Raw genomic sequence first — 17745 nt, 5'->3', positions numbered from 1 at the left:
ATTATTAGCTAATGCAGAAGCTTTTTTTATTCAAAGGCCATTCTTTCAATTCGATCGAACGCTTCCTTTAATAAATCTAAATTTTGTGTTGCGGCTAAACGAATGTACTCATCGCCTGTTGTTTCACCAAATGCTTTTCCAGGAATCACTAATACTTGTGTCTCTTTTAAAAGCTTTTCCACAAAAGGGACGGAAGTTAGTCCAGTTTTTTGAATATTAATGAAGGCGTAAATACTTCCTTTGACTGGATGAAGCGAAAGGAAAGGAATCTTTGCTACTCGCTGGGCCACATACTCTAAACGTGTTTGGAACACTTCAACGATTGGGTCTACAAATTCGTCAAAATGTTGTAACGCATAGATTCCTGCTTGCTGTGACAATGTAGGCGCAGAATACGTAACGCCTTCATTAATTAATTTGGCTACTTCGTTAATATAGTCTGGGGCAATCATATAACCAATACGCCAACCAGTCATTGCAAAGGCTTTTGAAAAGCTACCAAAAGTGATAGTATTTTCTGGAGCAAACGTAGCCATGGGAGTAAACGTTTCTTGGAAACAAAAGGCTTCATAAACTTCATCTGAAAGAATGTATAAGTTGTGTTCAATCGCTACCTGTGCGATTTCTCTGAAAGTTTCTTCAGAGAAAACAGCGCCTGTCGGGTTATTCGGTGAATTAAGAATAATCGCTTTGGTTTTAGGCGTGATTTTTTCTTTCAAAAGAGCTACATCAATTTGGAAACCATCTTTTTCATAGGTTGGTAAAAAGACCGGAACGCCATCTGCTAAAAGAACTTGGTCTTTATAAGGAGAGAAATAAGGTTCATGAATAATCACTTCATCTCCAGGATTTAGAATCACTTGTAAGGCAAGGTACATTCCGTGCAGAGCGCCAACTGTGGCCCGGACTTGATTCGGTTGAAAGGATAATTGATAATGTGACTGATAAAACTGAATGACCGCCTCAATGAATGCCTCGCTACCATCAGAAGCGGTATATTTTGTATGCCCATTTTTGGCATCGTTAGCTGCTTGTTCGATAATCCGCTCATCGGTAATTAAGTCAGGGTCACCAATCGATAAATCGATTAAATTTGGGGTCTTTTTCGCCAATGTTGCAATATCCATGAGTAAATTTTCAGTAGGTTGTTGGTAACGTGTTGCGATATTCTTGCGATCCATACCAGGTGCTCCTTTTTATAAAACTTTTCTTAGAAAATCTTGTGTTCTTGGGTTTTGTGGCGCATCAAAAATTTCTTCAGGTGTGCCTTCTTCTTGAATGATTCCTGCATCCATAAAAATGACACGGTCCGCAACTTCTTTTGCGAAGCCCATTTCGTGGGTAACCACTACCATTGTCATCCCTTCAATAGCTAAATTTTTCATAACGGATAGCACTTCGCCCACCATTTCAGGGTCTAAGGCAGAAGTTGGTTCATCGAACAGCATCACGTCAGGGCGCATGGCTAAAGCACGAGCAATCGCTACCCGTTGTTGTTGCCCACCAGAAAGTTGAGCGGGATAATTTTCTTTTTTATCTGATAAACCAACTTGTTCCAGTAAAGAAAGAGCATGTTCTGTGGCTTCGGCAGCGGCTTCTTTTTTTACTTTAACAGGACTAATCGTTAAGTTTTCCAAGACATTTTTATGCGGGAAAAGATTGAAATTTTGGAATACCATTCCCATTTTTTGACGAAGTTGATCAATGTTGGTATTTTTATCTAATAAATTTTTTCCTTCAAATTCAACGCTACCACCAGTTGGTGTTTCTAATAAGTTCAAGCAACGTAAAAAAGTACTTTTACCACTGCCAGAAGGGCCAATAATTACGACAACTTCACCAGCTTCAATTTCTAAGTCAATTCCTTTAAGTACTTCATTTTTTCCGAATGTTTTCTGTAAGTTTTTAATGTTAATCACTAGTACTCATTCTCCTTTCAGCAACACCTAATAGACGCGAGATAGTAAAGGTTAGGACGAAATAAATCAACGATACAATTAAGTAAGGTAAGAAGGGTTTAAAACTTGCTCCTTGAACGTTGCCAGCTTGGAAAATTAGTTCCGAAACACCAATGACTGAAACAACGGAAGATTCTTTAATTACTGTAACAAATTCATTGCCTAACGCTGGTAAAATATTTTTAATAGCTTGTGGGAAAATGATGTATCGCATTGCTTGGTTTTGATTCATTCCCAAAGAACGAGCAGCTTCCAATTGTCCTTTATTAACTGCCTGAATACCAGCACGAATAATTTCTGCTACATATGCACCACTGTTTAGAGAAAGGGCAATACAACCAGCTGCTACTTTTGATAAGTCTAAACCAAGAACGCCTGTCCCGAAATAGACAATAAAAATTTGAACAAGCAAAGGAGTGCCACGAACATATTCGATATAAGCAATGGCAATGCCACGTAAAATTTTGGAATTGGCTAACTTCATTAAGGCAAGTAATGCCCCTAAAATGGCACCAAACAAAACACCAATGAAAGCTAGGAAAATGGTATAGCCTGCACCGTTAAGGTAGAACTTTCCATACTTTTGTAAAAAGCTTTGATCTTTTTGGAACATTAATTGATTGGCTTCTTTTTTATAACCGTCCATTAATTTTTGATCATTAATTTGTTTAATAGAGGCATTTACTTTCTCCGTCAAAACGGGCGCATCTTTAGGAAAAGCAACGGCAGTATCTTTTGAGCCTTTTTCAAAGGTAACATCAGCAAAAGCTAAATCCTCATTTTGAGAAACATAGGCTTCGCCAACCGGTTCTTCCATAACGACTGCATCTAATTTATTATTTTTTAGATTCATAATTAAATCTGGAATTTTTTGAAGAGAAGTAGGGACAGCACCGGTTAATTCGGTTTTAATTAATTCTTCTTGTGTCGTTTGCTTTTGGGCACCCGCACGAACGCCTTCGAAATCTTTAGTGGAATGAAATTTATCTTTGTCTTCTTTCCGAACAATGACTCTTTGTTGAACGTTCATATATGGTTGAGAAAAAGCTACTTCTTTTAATCGTTCAGGCGTTGGCGACATGCCAGAGATGACCATGTCAATCTTGCCAGTTTTTAAGGCCCCTAACAGAGCATCAAAGCCTAGTTCTTCGATTTTTAATTTAACGCCTAAATCGTCGGCAATTTTTTGAGCAATAGAAATATCAAAACCGACAATTTTATCTTCACCATCTACTTTTGCATGAAATTCATAAGGGGCATAGTCTGCGGATAAGCCGACAACTAGTTCTCCCTTTTGGATGATTTTGTCATAGGCTGGATCGTTTTCGGCTGCAAAAGTTTCTTTAATAGGTAATAATGAGAGCAACAAGAATAAAATTGGTAAAATCGTCTGTAGCCATTTTTTACATTTGGTCATTTGCGTAAACTCCTTTTTGTATTATTTTTATAAATATTCAAAAAAAGCGAATAAATGTATAAAAATTTATTGTGTTATGATGTGGTTTATCATATCATAGAATATGTAAAAGTAAAAGTAGTAGAGTTGAAAAAATACAACTTTTTCAAAAAAATTTTCAAAAGTCAAAAATGAAGGGGATTTTCAAGATGGAACAATCATTAATTGTGAGAGGGACACCACAAGAGTATCTTTGCGAAATTGGTTCGTGGGAATTATTAGAAGGACAACTATTATGCAGAAATATTCATCGTGTATTCATTTTACACGGGACTGAGTCATGGCAAGCGGCAAAACCGTATTTTCCGACGTTTCAAAAAGTAACAGCTGTTTTTGAAAACTATGGAGGTGTTTGTACAGATCAACGTGTGCAAGAGTTAGAAGCGCAAGTGCTGGACAATCATTTAGAGGCCATCGTCGCTGTTGGTGGAGGAAAAGTGGCCGACTTGGGCAAAGCCTTAGCACACAAAATGGCGTTACCGGTAATTATTTTGCCCACTTTAGCAGCTACTTGTGCACCATGCACGCCATTGAGCGTAATGTATCGAGAAGATGGAGCAATGGAACGGTATGACGTTTTTCCGCAAGCAAACGCTTTGGTGTTGGTAGAACCAAGAGTGTTATTGCATTCGCCTCGGTCCTTAATGGTGGCAGGTATTGGGGATACATTAGCTAAATGGTACGAAGCAGATGCGATTATTTCGCAGTTAGACGTCCAAGTGTTACCTATTCAAGTTTCTCATTTTGCCGCGGAAAAATGCCGCGATATTTTGTTAAATGAAAGTATCAATGCTTTAAAAGCGATGGAAGAGCAACAATTAAATCAATCGTTTATTGATGTCATCGAAACGAATTTAATTATTGGTGGAATGGTGGGTGGCTTTGGCGATGATTATGGTCGGACAGCGGGTGCCCATTCCATTCATGATGCACTAACTTTGCTGCCAGCTAGCCATCGACAATTGCATGGAAACAAAGTGGCGTATGGTGTGTTTGTTCAATTAGCCATTGAAGAGAAATGGCAAGAAATCGCTGAATTGATTCCTTTCTATCACCAACTAGGTTTGCCTATTTCTTTAAAAGAAATGGACATGGACTTAACTGAAGCCGAGTATCAAGAAGTAGCAGAACGTGCTTGTATAGAAGGCGAAACGATTCATTATATGAAACAAAAAATTACCCCTGAAATTGTGAAAACAGCGATGCAAGATTTAGAAAAATATACAGCGACAAAATAAGTGCCAAACAGCAACTAGTTCATTTGAATTATTTGAACTAGTTGCTGTTTTTTAAGGATCCTTTTTTGAAAAAAGAAACCTTGAGAAATCCTTGCAAATTCAATAAAAAAAAAGTATGATGATGGGAGGACAAATTATAGTAGAAAGTAGGGAAATGAATGACGGAACCAGCCATTCGTTATCGTTTAATCAAAAAAGATAAACACACAGGTGCGCGTTTAGGTGAATTAATTACTCCTCACGGCACATTTCCAACACCAATGTTTATGCCGGTAGGTACACTTGCGACAGTTAAAACAATCTCACCAGAAGAATTAAAAGAAATGGGTGCCGGTGTTATTTTAAGTAATACTTACCATTTATGGTTACGCCCAGGTGAAGATTTAGTCGAAGAAGCAGGCGGTTTACACAAATTTATGAACTGGGATCAACCTATTTTAACTGATTCAGGTGGCTTCCAAGTCTTCTCATTAAGTGATATGCGGAAAATCGAAGAAGAAGGTGTGCATTTTAGAAATCATTTAAATGGTTCAAAAATGTTCCTTTCTCCAGAAAAAGCGATCAATATTCAAAATAAATTAGGATCAGATATTATGATGAGCTTTGATGAATGTCCACCATTTGATGAAAGCTATGAGTATGTCAAACGCTCGATTGAACGGACTTCTCGTTGGGCTGAGCGTGGCTTAAAAGCCCATGCGAATCCTGATAGACAGGGATTATTCGGTATTGTTCAAGGTGCGGGATTTGAAGATTTACGTCGTCAAAGTGCTAAAGATTTAGTGAGTATGGATTTTCCTGGCTATTCGATTGGTGGCTTATCTGTTGGTGAGTCTAAGGAAGAAATGAACCGAGTCTTAGACTTTACGACACCGTTAATTCCTGAAAATAAACCACGTTACTTAATGGGTGTGGGTGCCCCTGATTCATTAATTGATGGAGTGATTCGTGGGATTGACATGTTTGATTGTGTGTTACCAACACGTATTGCGCGCAATGGTACTTGTATGACTTCACAAGGTCGCTTGGTTGTTAAAAATGCCCAATATGCAAGAGATTTTCGTCCGCTTGATGAGAAATGTGATTGTTATGTTTGTCGTAATTATACGCGGGCCTATATTCGTCATTTGATTAAATGTGATGAAACATTCGGAATCCGTTTAACATCGTATCATAATTTATACTTCTTGTTAGACTTAATGAAAAATGTCCGTCAAGCAATTATGGACGACAATTTATTAGAATTCCGACAAGCGTTTTTTGAAGAATATGGCTTTAATAAAGCGAATGCAAAAAGTTTCTAAAAATTAGAGGAAAAAACTAGTTCTTCAAGCATTTTTTTGATACAGTTAGTAGTGTGAATAATGCAGAGTGAGGTGAAACAAATGGGTGGCGGATTTACAATGATTTTTACATTAGTCCTTCTAGGAGGAATGATGTTTTTCATGACACGTTCTCAAAAGAAACAACAGCAAGAACGTCAAAAACAACTAAACGCAATGAAAACTGGCGATAGTGTTGTCACAATTGGTGGTTTACATGGTGTTTTAAGTGAAATCAACGAAAAAACAGTTTTAATCGATTGCGAAGGTATTGTCTTAGAATTTGACCGTGCAGCAATTCGAACTGTAACACCTGGAACTGCTGTTACAAATGATTCAGCAGTAACTAGTGTACCAGTCACAGAAGTTGAAGAGACAGTCACAGAAGAAGTAACTGAAGTTCCTGAAACATCAGATCCTTCAAAAGAAAAGAAAGACTAAACGATTCAACTAATTCATTTAATGGTTAGAGAGAGCGGAACAGGCTTTTCAAAGGCGAAACTGTGACCAGTAGTCACGCGAGAAAGCCAATAAGAAGAGACAATTCCTATTCCGCTCGTGTCGTTTATCTTAAAATGTAGGACTAGGAAGGTAGGTCATTTGGACTTACGTCCTAAGTCCTTTTTAACTATTAAGTTTACAAAAAAGGTTCCTTTTTATAGTGTTGGAAGATAGTTAAAAAGTGAGCAATCTTTCGCTTGGTTGGAAGGAGAAGAGCCCATGACAAAGGAAAAATTAAGTTGGTTACAACAAAAAATGCTCAATAAAAGTATTAAAAAGAAGTGCCAAAATTTTCGTGAACTAGGTTATTCTTCCATCAACGAAGAAGATTTATTGACTTATTTACTCACCTATCGTTGGAAAAAACAAACCCATTTATCTGTCAAAGACTGTCGTAAAGACATTCAGAAGGTTAAGCCAAATGAATTTTTTGACTATCAACAATTATTGGCACAGACATCAAAAAATCCTTTAAGGGACTGGCATGATATTGAAGACTTATTCTAGAAAAAAGAATAGGTCTTTTTTTTGAGATAAATAAATTATAAATAGTTGTGAAAAATATCACAAAAACTATTTACAAGATCCATTTTATGTTGTATGATGTGAATGTGAAATAGTTAACAAAGTTTTTTTAAAATGAAACTCTTAGGAGGATGAACATGGTTAAAACAGTAAAAAAAGAAAAGACAGAAACAGTTGATGTTTCATCAATGATTGATGAATTAGCAACAAAAGCGAATGTCGCTTTAAAAGCAATGGAAGATTTTACACAAGAACAAGTAGATCACATTGTCCATCAAATGGCGATGGCGGCGTTAGACCAACATATGCCTTTAGCAAAAATGGCTGTCGAAGAAACTGGCCGTGGAATCTATGAAGATAAAGCAATCAAAAATATGTATGCATCTGAATACATTTGGAATAATATTAAACATGATAAAACAGTGGGTGTAATTAACAAAGACGAACAAACCGGTTTAATGGAAATTGCTGAGCCAGTTGGCGTGGTATGTGGGGTCACACCAACAACAAACCCAACGTCAACAACTATTTTTAAATCACTAATTGCCTTAAAAACAAGAAATCCAATTGTTTTTGCTTTCCATCCTAGCGCACAAAAATGTTCGGCAGAAGCGGCACGTATTGTACGGGATGCGGCGATTGCAGCAGGTGCACCAGAAAATTGTATTCAATGGATTGAACAACCATCGATTGATGCAACATCTGCTTTGATGAATCATCCAGGGATTGCCATTGTTTTAGCAACTGGTGGCGCAGGTATGGTAAAATCTGCGTACTCAACAGGTAAACCAGCACTAGGCGTTGGTCCTGGGAACGTACCAGCTTATATTGAAAAAACGGCTAAAGTAAAACGTGCGGTTAATGATTTAATTGTTTCAAAGTCATTTGATAATGGAATGATTTGTGCTTCTGAGCAAGCGGTCATTGTGGATAAAGAAATTTATGCTTCTGTCAAAGCTGAGTTTGAAGCACACAATGTTTACTTCGTGAAACCGAATGAATTACAAAAACTAGAAGATGCAGTGATGAATGAAGGCAAATACGCAGTAAATCCAGCGATTGTCGGTAACTCTGCAGAAAAAATTGCTGAATTAGCAGGAATTAGCGTACCAAAAGGCACAAAAATTTTAGTCGCTGAATTAGAAGGTGCAGGTCCAGAATATCCATTATCAAGAGAAAAATTATCGCCAGTTTTAGCAATGATGAAATCAAACAATGCAGAGCATGCTTTTGAACTATGTGAAGCGATGTTAAACTTAGGTGGTTTAGGACATACAGCAGTAATTCATACAGAAGATGAAGAGTTACAAGTTGCTTTTGGTTTACGTATGAAAGCTTGTCGTATTTTAGTGAATACTCCATCAGCAGAAGGCGGTATCGGTAACATTTATAACGAAATGATTCCATCCTTAACACTTGGTTGTGGTTCATACGGGAAAAACTCTGTTTCTAAAAACGTATCAGCCATTAACTTAATTAATATTAAAACGGTAGCGAAACGGAGAAATAATATGCAATGGTTTAAATTACCTCCAAAAATTTTCTTTGAAAAAAATTCTTTACAATATCTACAAAAAATGGAAAATGTTGAACGTGTCATGTTAGTTTGTGACCCAGGTATGGTTCAATTTGGCTATGCAGATATCGTACGTAAAGAGCTACAAAAACGTAAAAATGATGTGAAAATCGAAGTATTTTCTGATGTTGAACCAAACCCATCAACAAATACTGTTTATGCAGGTACCAAAATGATGGTTGATTTCCAACCAGATACAGTGATTGCCTTGGGTGGCGGTTCTGCAATGGACGCGGCGAAAGGCATGTGGATGTTCTATGAACACCCAGATACGGAGTTCTTTGGTGCAAAACAAAAATTCTTAGATATCCGCAAACGGACATATAAAATTGCCAAACCAGAAAAAACACAATTTGTTTGTATCCCAACTACTTCAGGAACTGGTTCAGAAGTTACACCATTTGCCGTTATTACTGATAGTGAAACACACGTGAAATACCCGTTAGCAGACTATGCGTTAACACCAGATGTAGCGATTGTTGATCCACAGTTCGTAATGTCTGTACCAGCTTCAGTCACTGCAGATACAGGTATGGATGTTTTAACACATGCTATTGAATCTTATGTTTCCGTGATGGCTTCAGATTACACACGTGGTTTAAGTTTACAAGCAATCAAGTTAGTTTTCGATCATTTAGAAAATTCAGTGAAACGTCCAGATATGGAATCTCGCGAAAAAATGCATAATGCATCAACCATGGCAGGGATGGCATTTGCTAATGCATTCTTAGGTATTTGTCACTCTATTGCTCATAAAATTGGTGGGGAATATGGCATTCCACATGGTCGTACAAATGCGATTTTATTACCACATATTATTCGTTACAATGCGAAAGATCCATCAAAACACGCAATGTTCCCTAAATATGATTACTTCCGCGCCGATACTGATTATGCAGACATTGCAAAATTCTTAGGCTTAAAAGGAAATACTACCGCAGAATTAGTAGAAGCTCTAGCAACAGCAGTAGCAGACTTAGGTAAATCAGTCGGAATTGACATGAACTTGAAAGCCCAAGGTGTCTCACAAGAAACATTAGACACAACGGTTGATCGTATGGCAGAACTTGCATATGAAGACCAATGTACAACTGCAAATCCGAAAGAACCATTAATTAGTGAACTAAAACAAATTATCTTAGATGCTTATGTAGGATAAAAGAACTCAAATAAAGAGACCAGAACATTAATGTTCTGGTCTCTTTAACGTTTTGCGAAAACAGTGCTGTCGATGCCACGGTTATGACACCAATTAACTAAAACTGGATCGAGGACAAGTGCAGTACTCGTCAATTCTTCTGTCGTCTTTTTTCCTAAAAGAGTATAAAGCATTTTCACTTCTTCTTGCCATTGCTGTACAAGGGCTAAGGTATTTTCTAAACCATTTTTACTCATAAGGGAAGCTAAGATAGTCCCAGCAACTCCCATGCTTTTGGCACCTAAAGCGAGTCCTTTGACAATATCAAGAGAGTTACGCACACCGCCAGAGCCGAGAATAGTTAGTTTCTTTTGCCAATTTTGTGATTCCAGAAGAGAGATGACCGTTGATTGCCCCCAATCATCTAAGAAAGAAAGTTCGCGTTTCTTCCGCCGGGCATTTTCAATTTGTGTAAAACTCGTTCCACCTTGGCCGCTCACATCCGCTGCTTGAACGCCGATAGAGGTAAGTTTTTCTAGGGTTTCTTGGCTCATGCCAAAGCCAACCTCTTTGACAATAACAGGCACTTCTACGGCCTGTACGATAGCTTCAATTTTGGTCAGCCAATTAGTGAAATCACGATCTCCTTCAGGCATGACCAATTCTTGGGGCACATTTACATGGATTTGTAAGGCATTCGCTTGAAATAAATCAAGCGCTCGCTTTGCTTCTTCCACACCCAAACCTGCACCAATATTGGCAAAAATGAGTCCATCTGGGTTTTCTTTTCGCATAATTTGATACGTATCCGCTAAACTAGCATCTTTTAACGCTGCTGAGACAGATCCTGTCGCAACTAAGAGGCCAGTTTCTTTGGCAATAATGCCTAATTGCTGATTAATTTCTTTTGCACGCTGACTACCACCTGTCATTGCATTGACATAAAAAGGTTGGGGAAGCTGAAAAGAAAGAAACGAAGTGGAAATATCCACTTCGTTAACAGCGGATTCAGCAAACGATTGGTGAACAAAACGCACACGATCAAAGTCATTACTTTTTTCTTTGTGGAACGCTTTAGCTAATGATAGATGTTCATCTTTTCGATTCATGCTTCTCCTTACACTCCTTTTGACCATAGGTATAGACGTGAAGTGGCAGTGGGGTAATTCCGTCTTTTTCCCAAGCAGTCATTAATGGTAAAATCCCGGATTTTTGGCGGAAAATTACAATCCCACAATCGCCCCCGCCAGCGCCAGAAGATTTCGCAGCTCCTGTATAAGATTCAGCCAAATCACAAAGATTTTTCAAGGCTTCTGTTTCGATTACCACACCAGTCAGTGAAGATAATTCGGCGAGCAATTGGCGATTTTTAGTAATTTGTTTTTGAATAACAGAAATTTTTCCTGTGTTAAAGCCATTAATCATTGTTTCGACACAAAGCCGACTTTTCATTAAGAACTGCTCATAAGCCGCTTGTTTTTCTTCTTTTGATTGATGGACTCGATCAACTAAGTCTGAAGTGGACGCAGGGCTACCTGTCCAGCCAATTAGTAAACGTAGTTGTTTCGGTACTTTTAACGGAAAAATCATTAATTCAGGCCAGTCCATTGCTAACAAATCAGTTAATGTTTCAGTGGCTACTTTTTGATTGACCCAATCATGATCGAAGGTTGAAAAGGCAATCCAACCCCCGTAACAGCTGGCAGCGATATCTCCACAAGAACCATTTCCTTGAACGGCTAAGTGAGCTAATGCTGATAATTTGAAAATTTCCTCATTTTCCAAACCTAAATCATAAAAAATATTCAAGGCTTTGACAGTTCCAACGGTTACTGCACCGCTTGAACCAAGACCGTATTTTCGTCCATTTGAACTATCTAATTCACTCGTCACTTTTAAATGATAAAATGACAATTCTTTGTTTTGCTCTTGCGCATATTTTTCAGTTAGATGAATCGCCGCTAAAACATAATGAAAAGGATTTTCGCGAATATCTAATACAAGCTCACCATTTCGGCGTGTCCAGCGAATAGGTAACGAGCTGTATTGTGCAGATTGAATACTGCCTTCATCTGTTGTTTCTTCGACAGTTACAGTTACGAATTGATCCACAGCAACGATAATGGCAGGGTGGCCAGGTTCAACAACGGCATATTCTCCTGCAATAAATAACTTTCCTGGCGTAGTAACTTCAATCATGCTTATTTATCCATTCCTTTCGTTTCAAACAATTCAATTCCGGGACCAGCAAAAGCTGGGACTAACTGCTCTTTTGAAAAATGTTCACTTAAAAATGTTTTTAATGCTTCTAAGTTTTTCTTTTCGACTAAGACCTTGACATTCGGACCTGCATCCATTGTAAAGTAGCAAGGAATTCCTTTGGCCCGTGCTTGGCGAACTAAAGCCATCGCTTGTAAGCTGCCTGGGGACCAGTAAGTAAATGGCGGGACAGCGCCTAAGGTTGTTCCATGCATCCTTAACCCATTGGCTTCAATGATTTCTCCTAAACGAGGGAAGTCTTTTGTTTTAATTGCTTCATGAACTTGGGATAAATCTTTTTCCACATTGTCCAACCAACCTTGATAAAAGCTAGAAGTTTCTACTGTTCGTTTCATTCCATCACGGCTGGAAACATCTTTTTCGCCATCGTTAATTAAGATAAAGAGCATGGCCAATTCGTTTTCCCAATTATTGGCTGGAATATTTTCAGCAAACGACGTTTCATCAGAGTGGCCTTTGTTCCATTGAGCAAAACCACCAAAAATGCTGCGACAAGCAGAACCTGAACCACGTCGCGCTAAACGTGATAAGTCTTTTGCTGAAAGATTTAATCCTAAGGCTACGTTACAGGCCCCTGCTAAAGCAGCTAGACCACTCGCTGAAGAAGCCAAACCAGCTGCAGTAGGCACAAAATTTTGACTTTCCACTTTTGCAAACCAAGTACAATCGGCTTGTTGACGAACAAGGTTCAAAAATTCTTTGACTTTTTTTGTTTGTTTTTCGTTTTGCAAGATACCATCTAAAATAAATACATCTTCTGAATAATGGGCATCAAATGTCACAGTTGTTTCTGTGTAAAAGGCATCTAATGTTAATGATAAACTACTATTCATTGGTAAAATGTATTCTTCATTGGCTTTTCCCCAATATTTAATCAGAGCAATATTTGTATGCGCTCGTGCTTTTCCTGAAAGCATTACTTTTTCACCTCTAATGATTGAATCCATGTAGCAACAGCTCCATTTTCTTCTAAAGTCTGTGCAATGGTTTGTGCGGTCTTTTTATTATCTGTTAAGGCAATCATACAGCCACCGCGACCGCCGCCGGTTAATTTTGCTCCTAGAGCGCCATGTTCTAAAGAGAGAGCCACTAGTCGATCCAGCATATCGTTGCTGACGGATAATTGCTGGAGTTGCTCTTGCGCTAACGTCATTAGCTGACCTAATTTTTGTTTATCATCTTGTAAAATCGCTTGCTTTGCTTCTTTAGTAAAAGAACCTAATTGTTTCATTGTTTCAGCGATTACTGTGGGATTATTTTGAGCTAGCTGCGCAATGTCTTTCACGGCTTCACGTGTTTGACCTTTAATTCCCGTATCAGCTACTACTAAGTAGGCATTAGATAAATTCATCGAGAAATGTGTGGGCGGAAATCCTCTAGTAAAAAATAAGGGATCAGCGCCGCTTGTTGCTGCGGCATCGATACCACTAGGATTGCCATGAGCAATTTTCTCACTTAAGGAAACAAGCTCAAACAATTCTTGATATGTATAAGCGTAATCAAAATAATCAAAAAGGCTTCGAACGATGGCCACAGCGGTTGCTGCGCTTGAGCCCATTCCTCGTTCAGCGGGAATCGTACTTGTTAAGGTCAAAGTGCCTTTAACTGTATCTTCCTTTAAAAAATGTAAGGTTTGCTGAACAACTTCCTTGATATTTGCTAGCTCTTGGGGCACGTCTTCAAGCAATCCTGTAAAATATGCACAATCAATCTGCATAGTTTTTGCCGGGGTAAAGACGGCTGTGATTTCTGTCGCTTGAAAAGGAAAGGCGATTGCTGGTTCGCCGTAAACAACGGCGTGTTCCCCCATTAAAATGATTTTTCCCGTCGCTTGACCGAGGCCTTGTTTTTTTATATTCATTCACTGACATTCCTTTTGAGTAGAATCGAGTATAGGACAAAAGACGTTCTTGGATTAGAAGAACGTTTGTCATAATCTCTTCATGATTTATAGGAAATGATTCCAAAAGTTTCTCTTGTTCCAAAAAAAGAGATTGCTTAACCTAAGATAGTTTACCTAAAAATAAGGCACAAGTAAAATGGTTCCGTTGGTTTTTCCAAAAAATTAATAACAATTTAATAAGAAAGAACCGACAGAACCAGTTATTCGGCTATTTTTTTAAAATTTTCTTAGGTAATCACCAAACCAAGGGCACTTGCTAAATAAATGGCTTGTTCAGGGGTGACTTTGAGACCTGATAAATAGTTTGGCGAGAAAGTCAAGCGTTCAAAGGTGTTTTGGGAAAAATCCAATCCTTTTAAAGAAGTATTTAGCCAATTACTTTCGGTTAAATCGCAAGCTTCTAGAAGGAGTTTCTTCCAGGTGACCTCGAAAAATTCACTTTCGACTAAACGAGTCTGATTAAAGTGAACAAGATTAAAATTTGCAAAACGAAAAGAAGCATAATCGGCTTTGCAATCCTCAAATAGACAATCTTTTAAATAGCTATCTGCAAAATTCGTTCCTGTCAAATTGCAACGAAGGAAAGTCACTCGATGAAAACTACCAGACAGCCATTCGACGTTAGAAAAATCGCAAGCTTCAAAACGCACATTACTACAATCAAAAGAAGCAAACTGGCCATTTGCTAATGAAAGATGATCGAAAACAGCATCCCGAAAGACTAAGTTACGAACTTCTTGATTCGGTAAATCAATCTGCTGATACAAATGATTTTCTAAGATTGCCTCATCTTCTAATTGACAGTTCGTTAATAGAGGAAGTTGTTCTGGTAGATTTGGTGGCAAGGGATAAGTTATTTTCATAAAACGCCTCTTTCTTCTTGTTGATTTCCAAAGGTTTCATCAATTGAGTAGGCCCGATTATAGAAACGTAGCGCAGTTGTGAAAACATAAGCGCCGGCAAAACCAAGTAAACTACCTAACACAATCCCGACTAATCGATAGTTTAAAAGATTGCTAATGACTTGCTGTCGTGCAAGATTTGATAATAATAAGGACATCGGGGTAATAAAAAAGCTGGCAATCGCATAGTTTCTGTTAATGAATCCTTCAAAAGCTGCATATAGAATACTAATGATACCGATTGTTTGTAAAGGTGTAAAGGGAATCATTAATAAAATTGCAGAAAGCAACAAACCAAGACTCGTACCTAGAATCCGTTGAACATTTCGCTGCATCACAGAATGTAAATTTTCCCCTTGTAAAATGGCTGCGCAAGTAAACGTCATCCAATAGGCGTTGACTAAATGAAGCGATTGACTTAAATAAGCCGCTAAAAATAAAATGGCCGCATAATGCAAAGCATCTAATAAAGAAGCGGGATCGATATAAAGTCGTTCTTGAAGAGACATCCGTTTTTGAAAAACGTAGGGGCGCTTGTCGATGAAATGAAGCACAATGCCCATGATAATGCCGGTCACTACTCCTAAAAGAACAAAACTGGCCATGATGGGAATCTTATGTAAAGGAAAATTGTTGCTTGTTCCCATTGCGGTTGACATGATAACTAACAAAGCACCAGGCTTCTCAATGCCATACAATCTAAAAAGTAAGCGTGCAAGAAAAGCGACGATGGCAATTGTAATGGGAATCAACCAAGGTACATGGTGACTTAGCATTCCTAAGCTGTTGCCCAGAACAATAAAAAAGCCAACAATATTCAGTCTGCGCAATAATTGAGGCAAATGAAGCGGCTGATAATAAATAAACGTATAAATGCCCATCGAGCCAAAGGTCCCAATGAGTAAATTATTGGAAAAATAACCAATTAATAATGGAATTGCCATACAAATTGCGACACCAACTAACCGAAATAATTCGTCATTTGCTTTATCAATAGCAAACAAATCCTTTAAAAACGTAGAATTTTTCATATTTTGTCACTCCTTTACTTCCTAATTTACCATAATGTTTAGAAAACTGACAAAAGAATTGCAATAAAAGACAGGAAGAAAAAGAGTGGTTTCTGATAGGAAGAGAAGAAAAATTAAAAAAAGTTAACATTTTGACTTGCAATTTTAATATGAAAAATGTAAGATATATTCCATAGCAATAAATAATTATTAAATTCTGATTTTTCAGAAAATACAGATTGTATTATTTTAGGAGGCAACACTATGAAATTGAAAAAGTCATTAACATTCGGTGTGATTACATTATTTAGCGTAACAACTTTAGCGGCTTGTGGAGGCGGCGGAACGTCAGATAGCTCAAGCGCGTCTGGTGGCGGTAAGGCAAGTGGCGAACAAGTTTTACGTGTCACAGAACAACAAGAAATGCCAACAGCTGATTTATCACTAGCAACAGACAGAATTAGTTTTATTGCATTAAATAATGTATATGAAGGAATTTATCGTTTAGACAAAGATAACAAAGTCCAACCTGCAGGTGCAGCGGAAAAAGCAGAAGTTTCTGAAGATGGACTAACATACAAAATTAAATTAAATAAAGATGCAAAATGGTCAGACGGTAAACCAGTGACTGCGAATGACTATGTTTATGGATGGCAACGAACAGTTGATCCAGCGACAGCTTCTGAATATGCTTATCTGTATGCCTCTGTAAAAAATGGTGATGCCATTGCTAAAGGGGAAAAAGATAAATCAGAATTAGGAATTAAAGCAGTCAGTGATACAGAATTAGAAATCACTTTAGAAAAAGCAACACCATACTTTGATTACTTATTAGCTTTCCCATCATTCTTCCCACAACGTCAAGATATTGTGGAAAAATATGGTAAAAATTATGCATCAAACAGCGAAAGTGCTGTCTACAATGGTCCATTCGTCTTAGACGGCTTTGATGGTCCTGGTACAGATACAAAATGGTCATTCAAGAAAAACGATCAATATTGGGATAAAGACACAGTGAAACTGGACTCAGTAGATGTGAATGTCGTGAAAGAATCACCAACCGCGTTGAACTTGTTCCAAGATGGACAAACAGACGATGTCGTTCTTTCTGGTGAATTAGCCCAACAAATGGCCAATGACCCAGCTTTTGTTAGTCAAAAAGAAGCATCAACACAATATATGGAACTAAATCAACGTGATGAAAAATCACCATTTAGAAATGCGAACTTACGTAAAGCAATTTCTTACTCAATCGACCGTAAAGCGTTAGTTGAATCAATCTTAGGGGATGGTTCTATCGAGCCGAACGGTTTAGTACCAGCAGATATGGCGAAAGACCCAAGTGGCGGCAAAGACTTTGCTAAAGAAGCAGGTAGTCAAATTGAATATGATACGAAAAAAGCTAAAGAATACTGGGAAAAAGCGAAAAAAGAATTGGGGATTTCAACCTTAACAATGGATATTCTTTCTTCAGATGCAGATTCTTCTAAGAAAACAGTTGAATTTGTTCAAGGGTCAATTCAAGATGCTTTAGATGGTGTGAAGGTAACGGTTAGTCCGGTTCCATTCTCTGTTCGTTTAGATCGTTCAAACAAAGGCGACTTTGATGCAGTAATCGGTGGTTGGAGTGCTGACTATGCTGATCCAAGTAGTTTCTTAGACTTATTTGCTTCAGATAACTCATATAACCGTGGACGTTATAACAATCCAGAGTTTGACAAGTTAGTGAAAGCAGCAAGTAGCGCAGATGCGACAGATCCTGAAAAACGTTGGGATGATATGTTAAATGCAGAGAAAACGATTATGGGAGACATGGGTGTGGTACCATTATTCCAAAAATCAGAAGCGCATTTACGTGCTGAAAAAGTCAAAGATGTCGCAGTTCATCCTGCTGGCGCAACGTATGACTACAAATGGGCATACATTTCAGAATAAC

General features: G+C 38.0%; 15 protein-coding genes. 6 read left to right on the top strand and 9 right to left on the bottom strand.

All coding sequences use genetic code 11. From position 1 onward, the window contains the following. Nucleotides 1-26: 26 nt before the first annotated feature. From AB3I72_RS09225 to AB3I72_RS09215, 3 genes are read right to left on the bottom strand one after another with little or no spacing between them, the layout of a single operon-like run. A complete protein-coding gene (locus tag AB3I72_RS09225) occupies nt 27-1181 on the bottom strand; it encodes a pyridoxal phosphate-dependent aminotransferase (protein WP_368023850.1) in 1155 nt (384 codons plus the stop codon). 15 nt (nt 1182-1196) lie between these two features. Next, complete coding sequence (locus AB3I72_RS09220; RefSeq protein WP_002355769.1) at nt 1197-1919, bottom strand: amino acid ABC transporter ATP-binding protein; 723 nt, start codon at nt 1917-1919, stop codon at nt 1197-1199. Continuing rightward, complete coding sequence (locus AB3I72_RS09215; RefSeq protein WP_289867634.1) at nt 1912-3375, bottom strand: ABC transporter permease subunit; 1464 nt, start codon at nt 3373-3375, stop codon at nt 1912-1914. Before AB3I72_RS09215 ends, AB3I72_RS09220 begins: the two co-directional genes overlap by 8 nt. 170 nt (nt 3376-3545) lie before the next feature. On the opposite strand from AB3I72_RS09215, the gene AB3I72_RS09210 reads away from it, so the two are divergent. The 5 genes from AB3I72_RS09210 to adhE all read left to right on the top strand — a co-directional run bounded on the left by AB3I72_RS09210 (nt 3546) and on the right by adhE (nt 9735). After that, a complete protein-coding gene (locus AB3I72_RS09210) occupies nt 3546-4652 on the top strand; it encodes an iron-containing alcohol dehydrogenase family protein (RefSeq protein WP_002379176.1) in 1107 nt (368 codons plus the stop codon). A 158-nt stretch (nt 4653-4810) separates the two neighbouring features. Beyond that, a complete protein-coding gene (tgt, locus tag AB3I72_RS09205; protein ID WP_048736936.1) occupies nt 4811-5956 on the top strand; it encodes a tRNA guanosine(34) transglycosylase Tgt in 1146 nt (381 codons plus the stop codon). 60 nt (nt 5957-6016) lie between these two features. Continuing rightward, nucleotides 6017-6415 carry a preprotein translocase subunit YajC gene (yajC, locus tag AB3I72_RS09200; RefSeq protein ID WP_002383336.1) on the top strand — a complete coding sequence of 133 codons (399 nt, stop codon included), beginning with the start codon at nt 6017-6019 and terminating at the stop codon, nt 6413-6415. A gap of 261 nt (nt 6416-6676) precedes the next feature. Further along, entirely contained in the window at nt 6677-6982 is a 306-nt protein-coding gene (locus tag AB3I72_RS09195; protein WP_002355774.1) for a post-transcriptional regulator, read from the top strand. A gap of 155 nt (nt 6983-7137) precedes the next feature. Then, nucleotides 7138-9735, top strand: a complete 2598-nt coding sequence (adhE, locus tag AB3I72_RS09190) for a bifunctional acetaldehyde-CoA/alcohol dehydrogenase (protein WP_002388933.1) — start codon at nt 7138-7140, stop codon at nt 9733-9735. Nucleotides 9736-9779: 44 nt separating this feature from the next. Here the strand turns inward: adhE and fni are convergent, their stop codons facing one another. From fni to AB3I72_RS09160, 6 genes are all read right to left on the bottom strand, one after another. Then, the gene (fni, locus tag AB3I72_RS09185; RefSeq protein WP_002399734.1) at nt 9780-10823 is read right to left on the bottom strand and encodes a type 2 isopentenyl-diphosphate Delta-isomerase; all 1044 of its coding nucleotides are present in this window, start codon (nt 10821-10823) and stop codon (nt 9780-9782) included. Beyond that, on the bottom strand, nt 10807-11913 hold the full coding sequence (locus tag AB3I72_RS09180) for a phosphomevalonate kinase (RefSeq protein ID WP_002355777.1): 1107 nt from the start codon (nt 11911-11913) through the stop codon (nt 10807-10809). Before AB3I72_RS09180 ends, fni begins: the two co-directional genes overlap by 17 nt. Nucleotides 11914-11915: 2 nt before the next feature. Next, nucleotides 11916-12911 carry a diphosphomevalonate decarboxylase gene (gene mvaD, locus AB3I72_RS09175; RefSeq protein WP_002355778.1) on the bottom strand — a complete coding sequence of 332 codons (996 nt, stop codon included), beginning with the start codon at nt 12909-12911 and terminating at the stop codon, nt 11916-11918. Then, nucleotides 12911-13855 carry a mevalonate kinase gene (gene mvk / locus AB3I72_RS09170; RefSeq protein WP_368023849.1) on the bottom strand — a complete coding sequence of 315 codons (945 nt, stop codon included), beginning with the start codon at nt 13853-13855 and terminating at the stop codon, nt 12911-12913. Before mvk ends, mvaD begins: the two co-directional genes overlap by 1 nt. A 269-nt stretch (nt 13856-14124) precedes the next feature. Beyond that, a complete protein-coding gene (locus tag AB3I72_RS09165; protein WP_002355781.1) occupies nt 14125-14760 on the bottom strand; it encodes a pentapeptide repeat-containing protein in 636 nt (211 codons plus the stop codon). Further along, complete coding sequence (locus tag AB3I72_RS09160; RefSeq protein WP_368023848.1) at nt 14757-15830, bottom strand: FUSC family protein; 1074 nt, start codon at nt 15828-15830, stop codon at nt 14757-14759. Before AB3I72_RS09160 ends, AB3I72_RS09165 begins: the two co-directional genes overlap by 4 nt. A gap of 243 nt (nt 15831-16073) precedes the next feature. Here AB3I72_RS09160 and opp1A point away from each other — a divergent pair, with 243 nt between their 5' ends. Beyond that, nucleotides 16074-17744, top strand: a complete 1671-nt coding sequence (gene opp1A, locus AB3I72_RS09155; protein ID WP_002402970.1) for an oligopeptide ABC transporter substrate-binding protein Opp1A — start codon at nt 16074-16076, stop codon at nt 17742-17744. Nucleotide 17745 lies beyond the last annotated feature (1 nt).

The sequence above is a fragment of the Enterococcus sp. GC34 genome (genome assembly GCF_040886645.1).
Taxonomy (GTDB): domain Bacteria; phylum Bacillota; class Bacilli; order Lactobacillales; family Enterococcaceae; genus Enterococcus; species Enterococcus faecalis.
Note: the sequence above shows the minus strand (reverse complement) of the source record. Positions and strands in the feature narration are given on the sequence as shown.

Coding starts and splice junctions, on each gene's coding strand:
- fni (WP_002399734.1), bottom strand. CDS start 10,823: ATGAATCGAAAAGATGAACATCTATCATTAGCTAAAGCGTTCCACAAA.
- tgt (WP_048736936.1), top strand. CDS start 4,811: ATGACGGAACCAGCCATTCGTTATCGTTTAATCAAAAAAGATAAACAC.
- AB3I72_RS09180 (WP_002355777.1), bottom strand. CDS start 11,913: ATGATTGAAGTTACTACGCCAGGAAAGTTATTTATTGCAGGAGAATAT.
- mvaD (WP_002355778.1), bottom strand. CDS start 12,911: ATGCTTTCAGGAAAAGCACGAGCGCATACAAATATTGCTCTGATTAAA.
- yajC (WP_002383336.1), top strand. CDS start 6,017: ATGCAGAGTGAGGTGAAACAAATGGGTGGCGGATTTACAATGATTTTT.
- adhE (WP_002388933.1), top strand. CDS start 7,138: ATGGTTAAAACAGTAAAAAAAGAAAAGACAGAAACAGTTGATGTTTCA.
- AB3I72_RS09160 (WP_368023848.1), bottom strand. CDS start 15,830: ATGAAAAATTCTACGTTTTTAAAGGATTTGTTTGCTATTGATAAAGCA.
- AB3I72_RS09165 (WP_002355781.1), bottom strand. CDS start 14,760: ATGAAAATAACTTATCCCTTGCCACCAAATCTACCAGAACAACTTCCT.
- mvk (WP_368023849.1), bottom strand. CDS start 13,855: ATGAATATAAAAAAACAAGGCCTCGGTCAAGCGACGGGAAAAATCATT.
- opp1A (WP_002402970.1), top strand. CDS start 16,074: ATGAAATTGAAAAAGTCATTAACATTCGGTGTGATTACATTATTTAGC.
- AB3I72_RS09215 (WP_289867634.1), bottom strand. CDS start 3,375: ATGACCAAATGTAAAAAATGGCTACAGACGATTTTACCAATTTTATTC.
- AB3I72_RS09210 (WP_002379176.1), top strand. CDS start 3,546: ATGAAGGGGATTTTCAAGATGGAACAATCATTAATTGTGAGAGGGACA.
- AB3I72_RS09225 (WP_368023850.1), bottom strand. CDS start 1,181: ATGGATCGCAAGAATATCGCAACACGTTACCAACAACCTACTGAAAAT.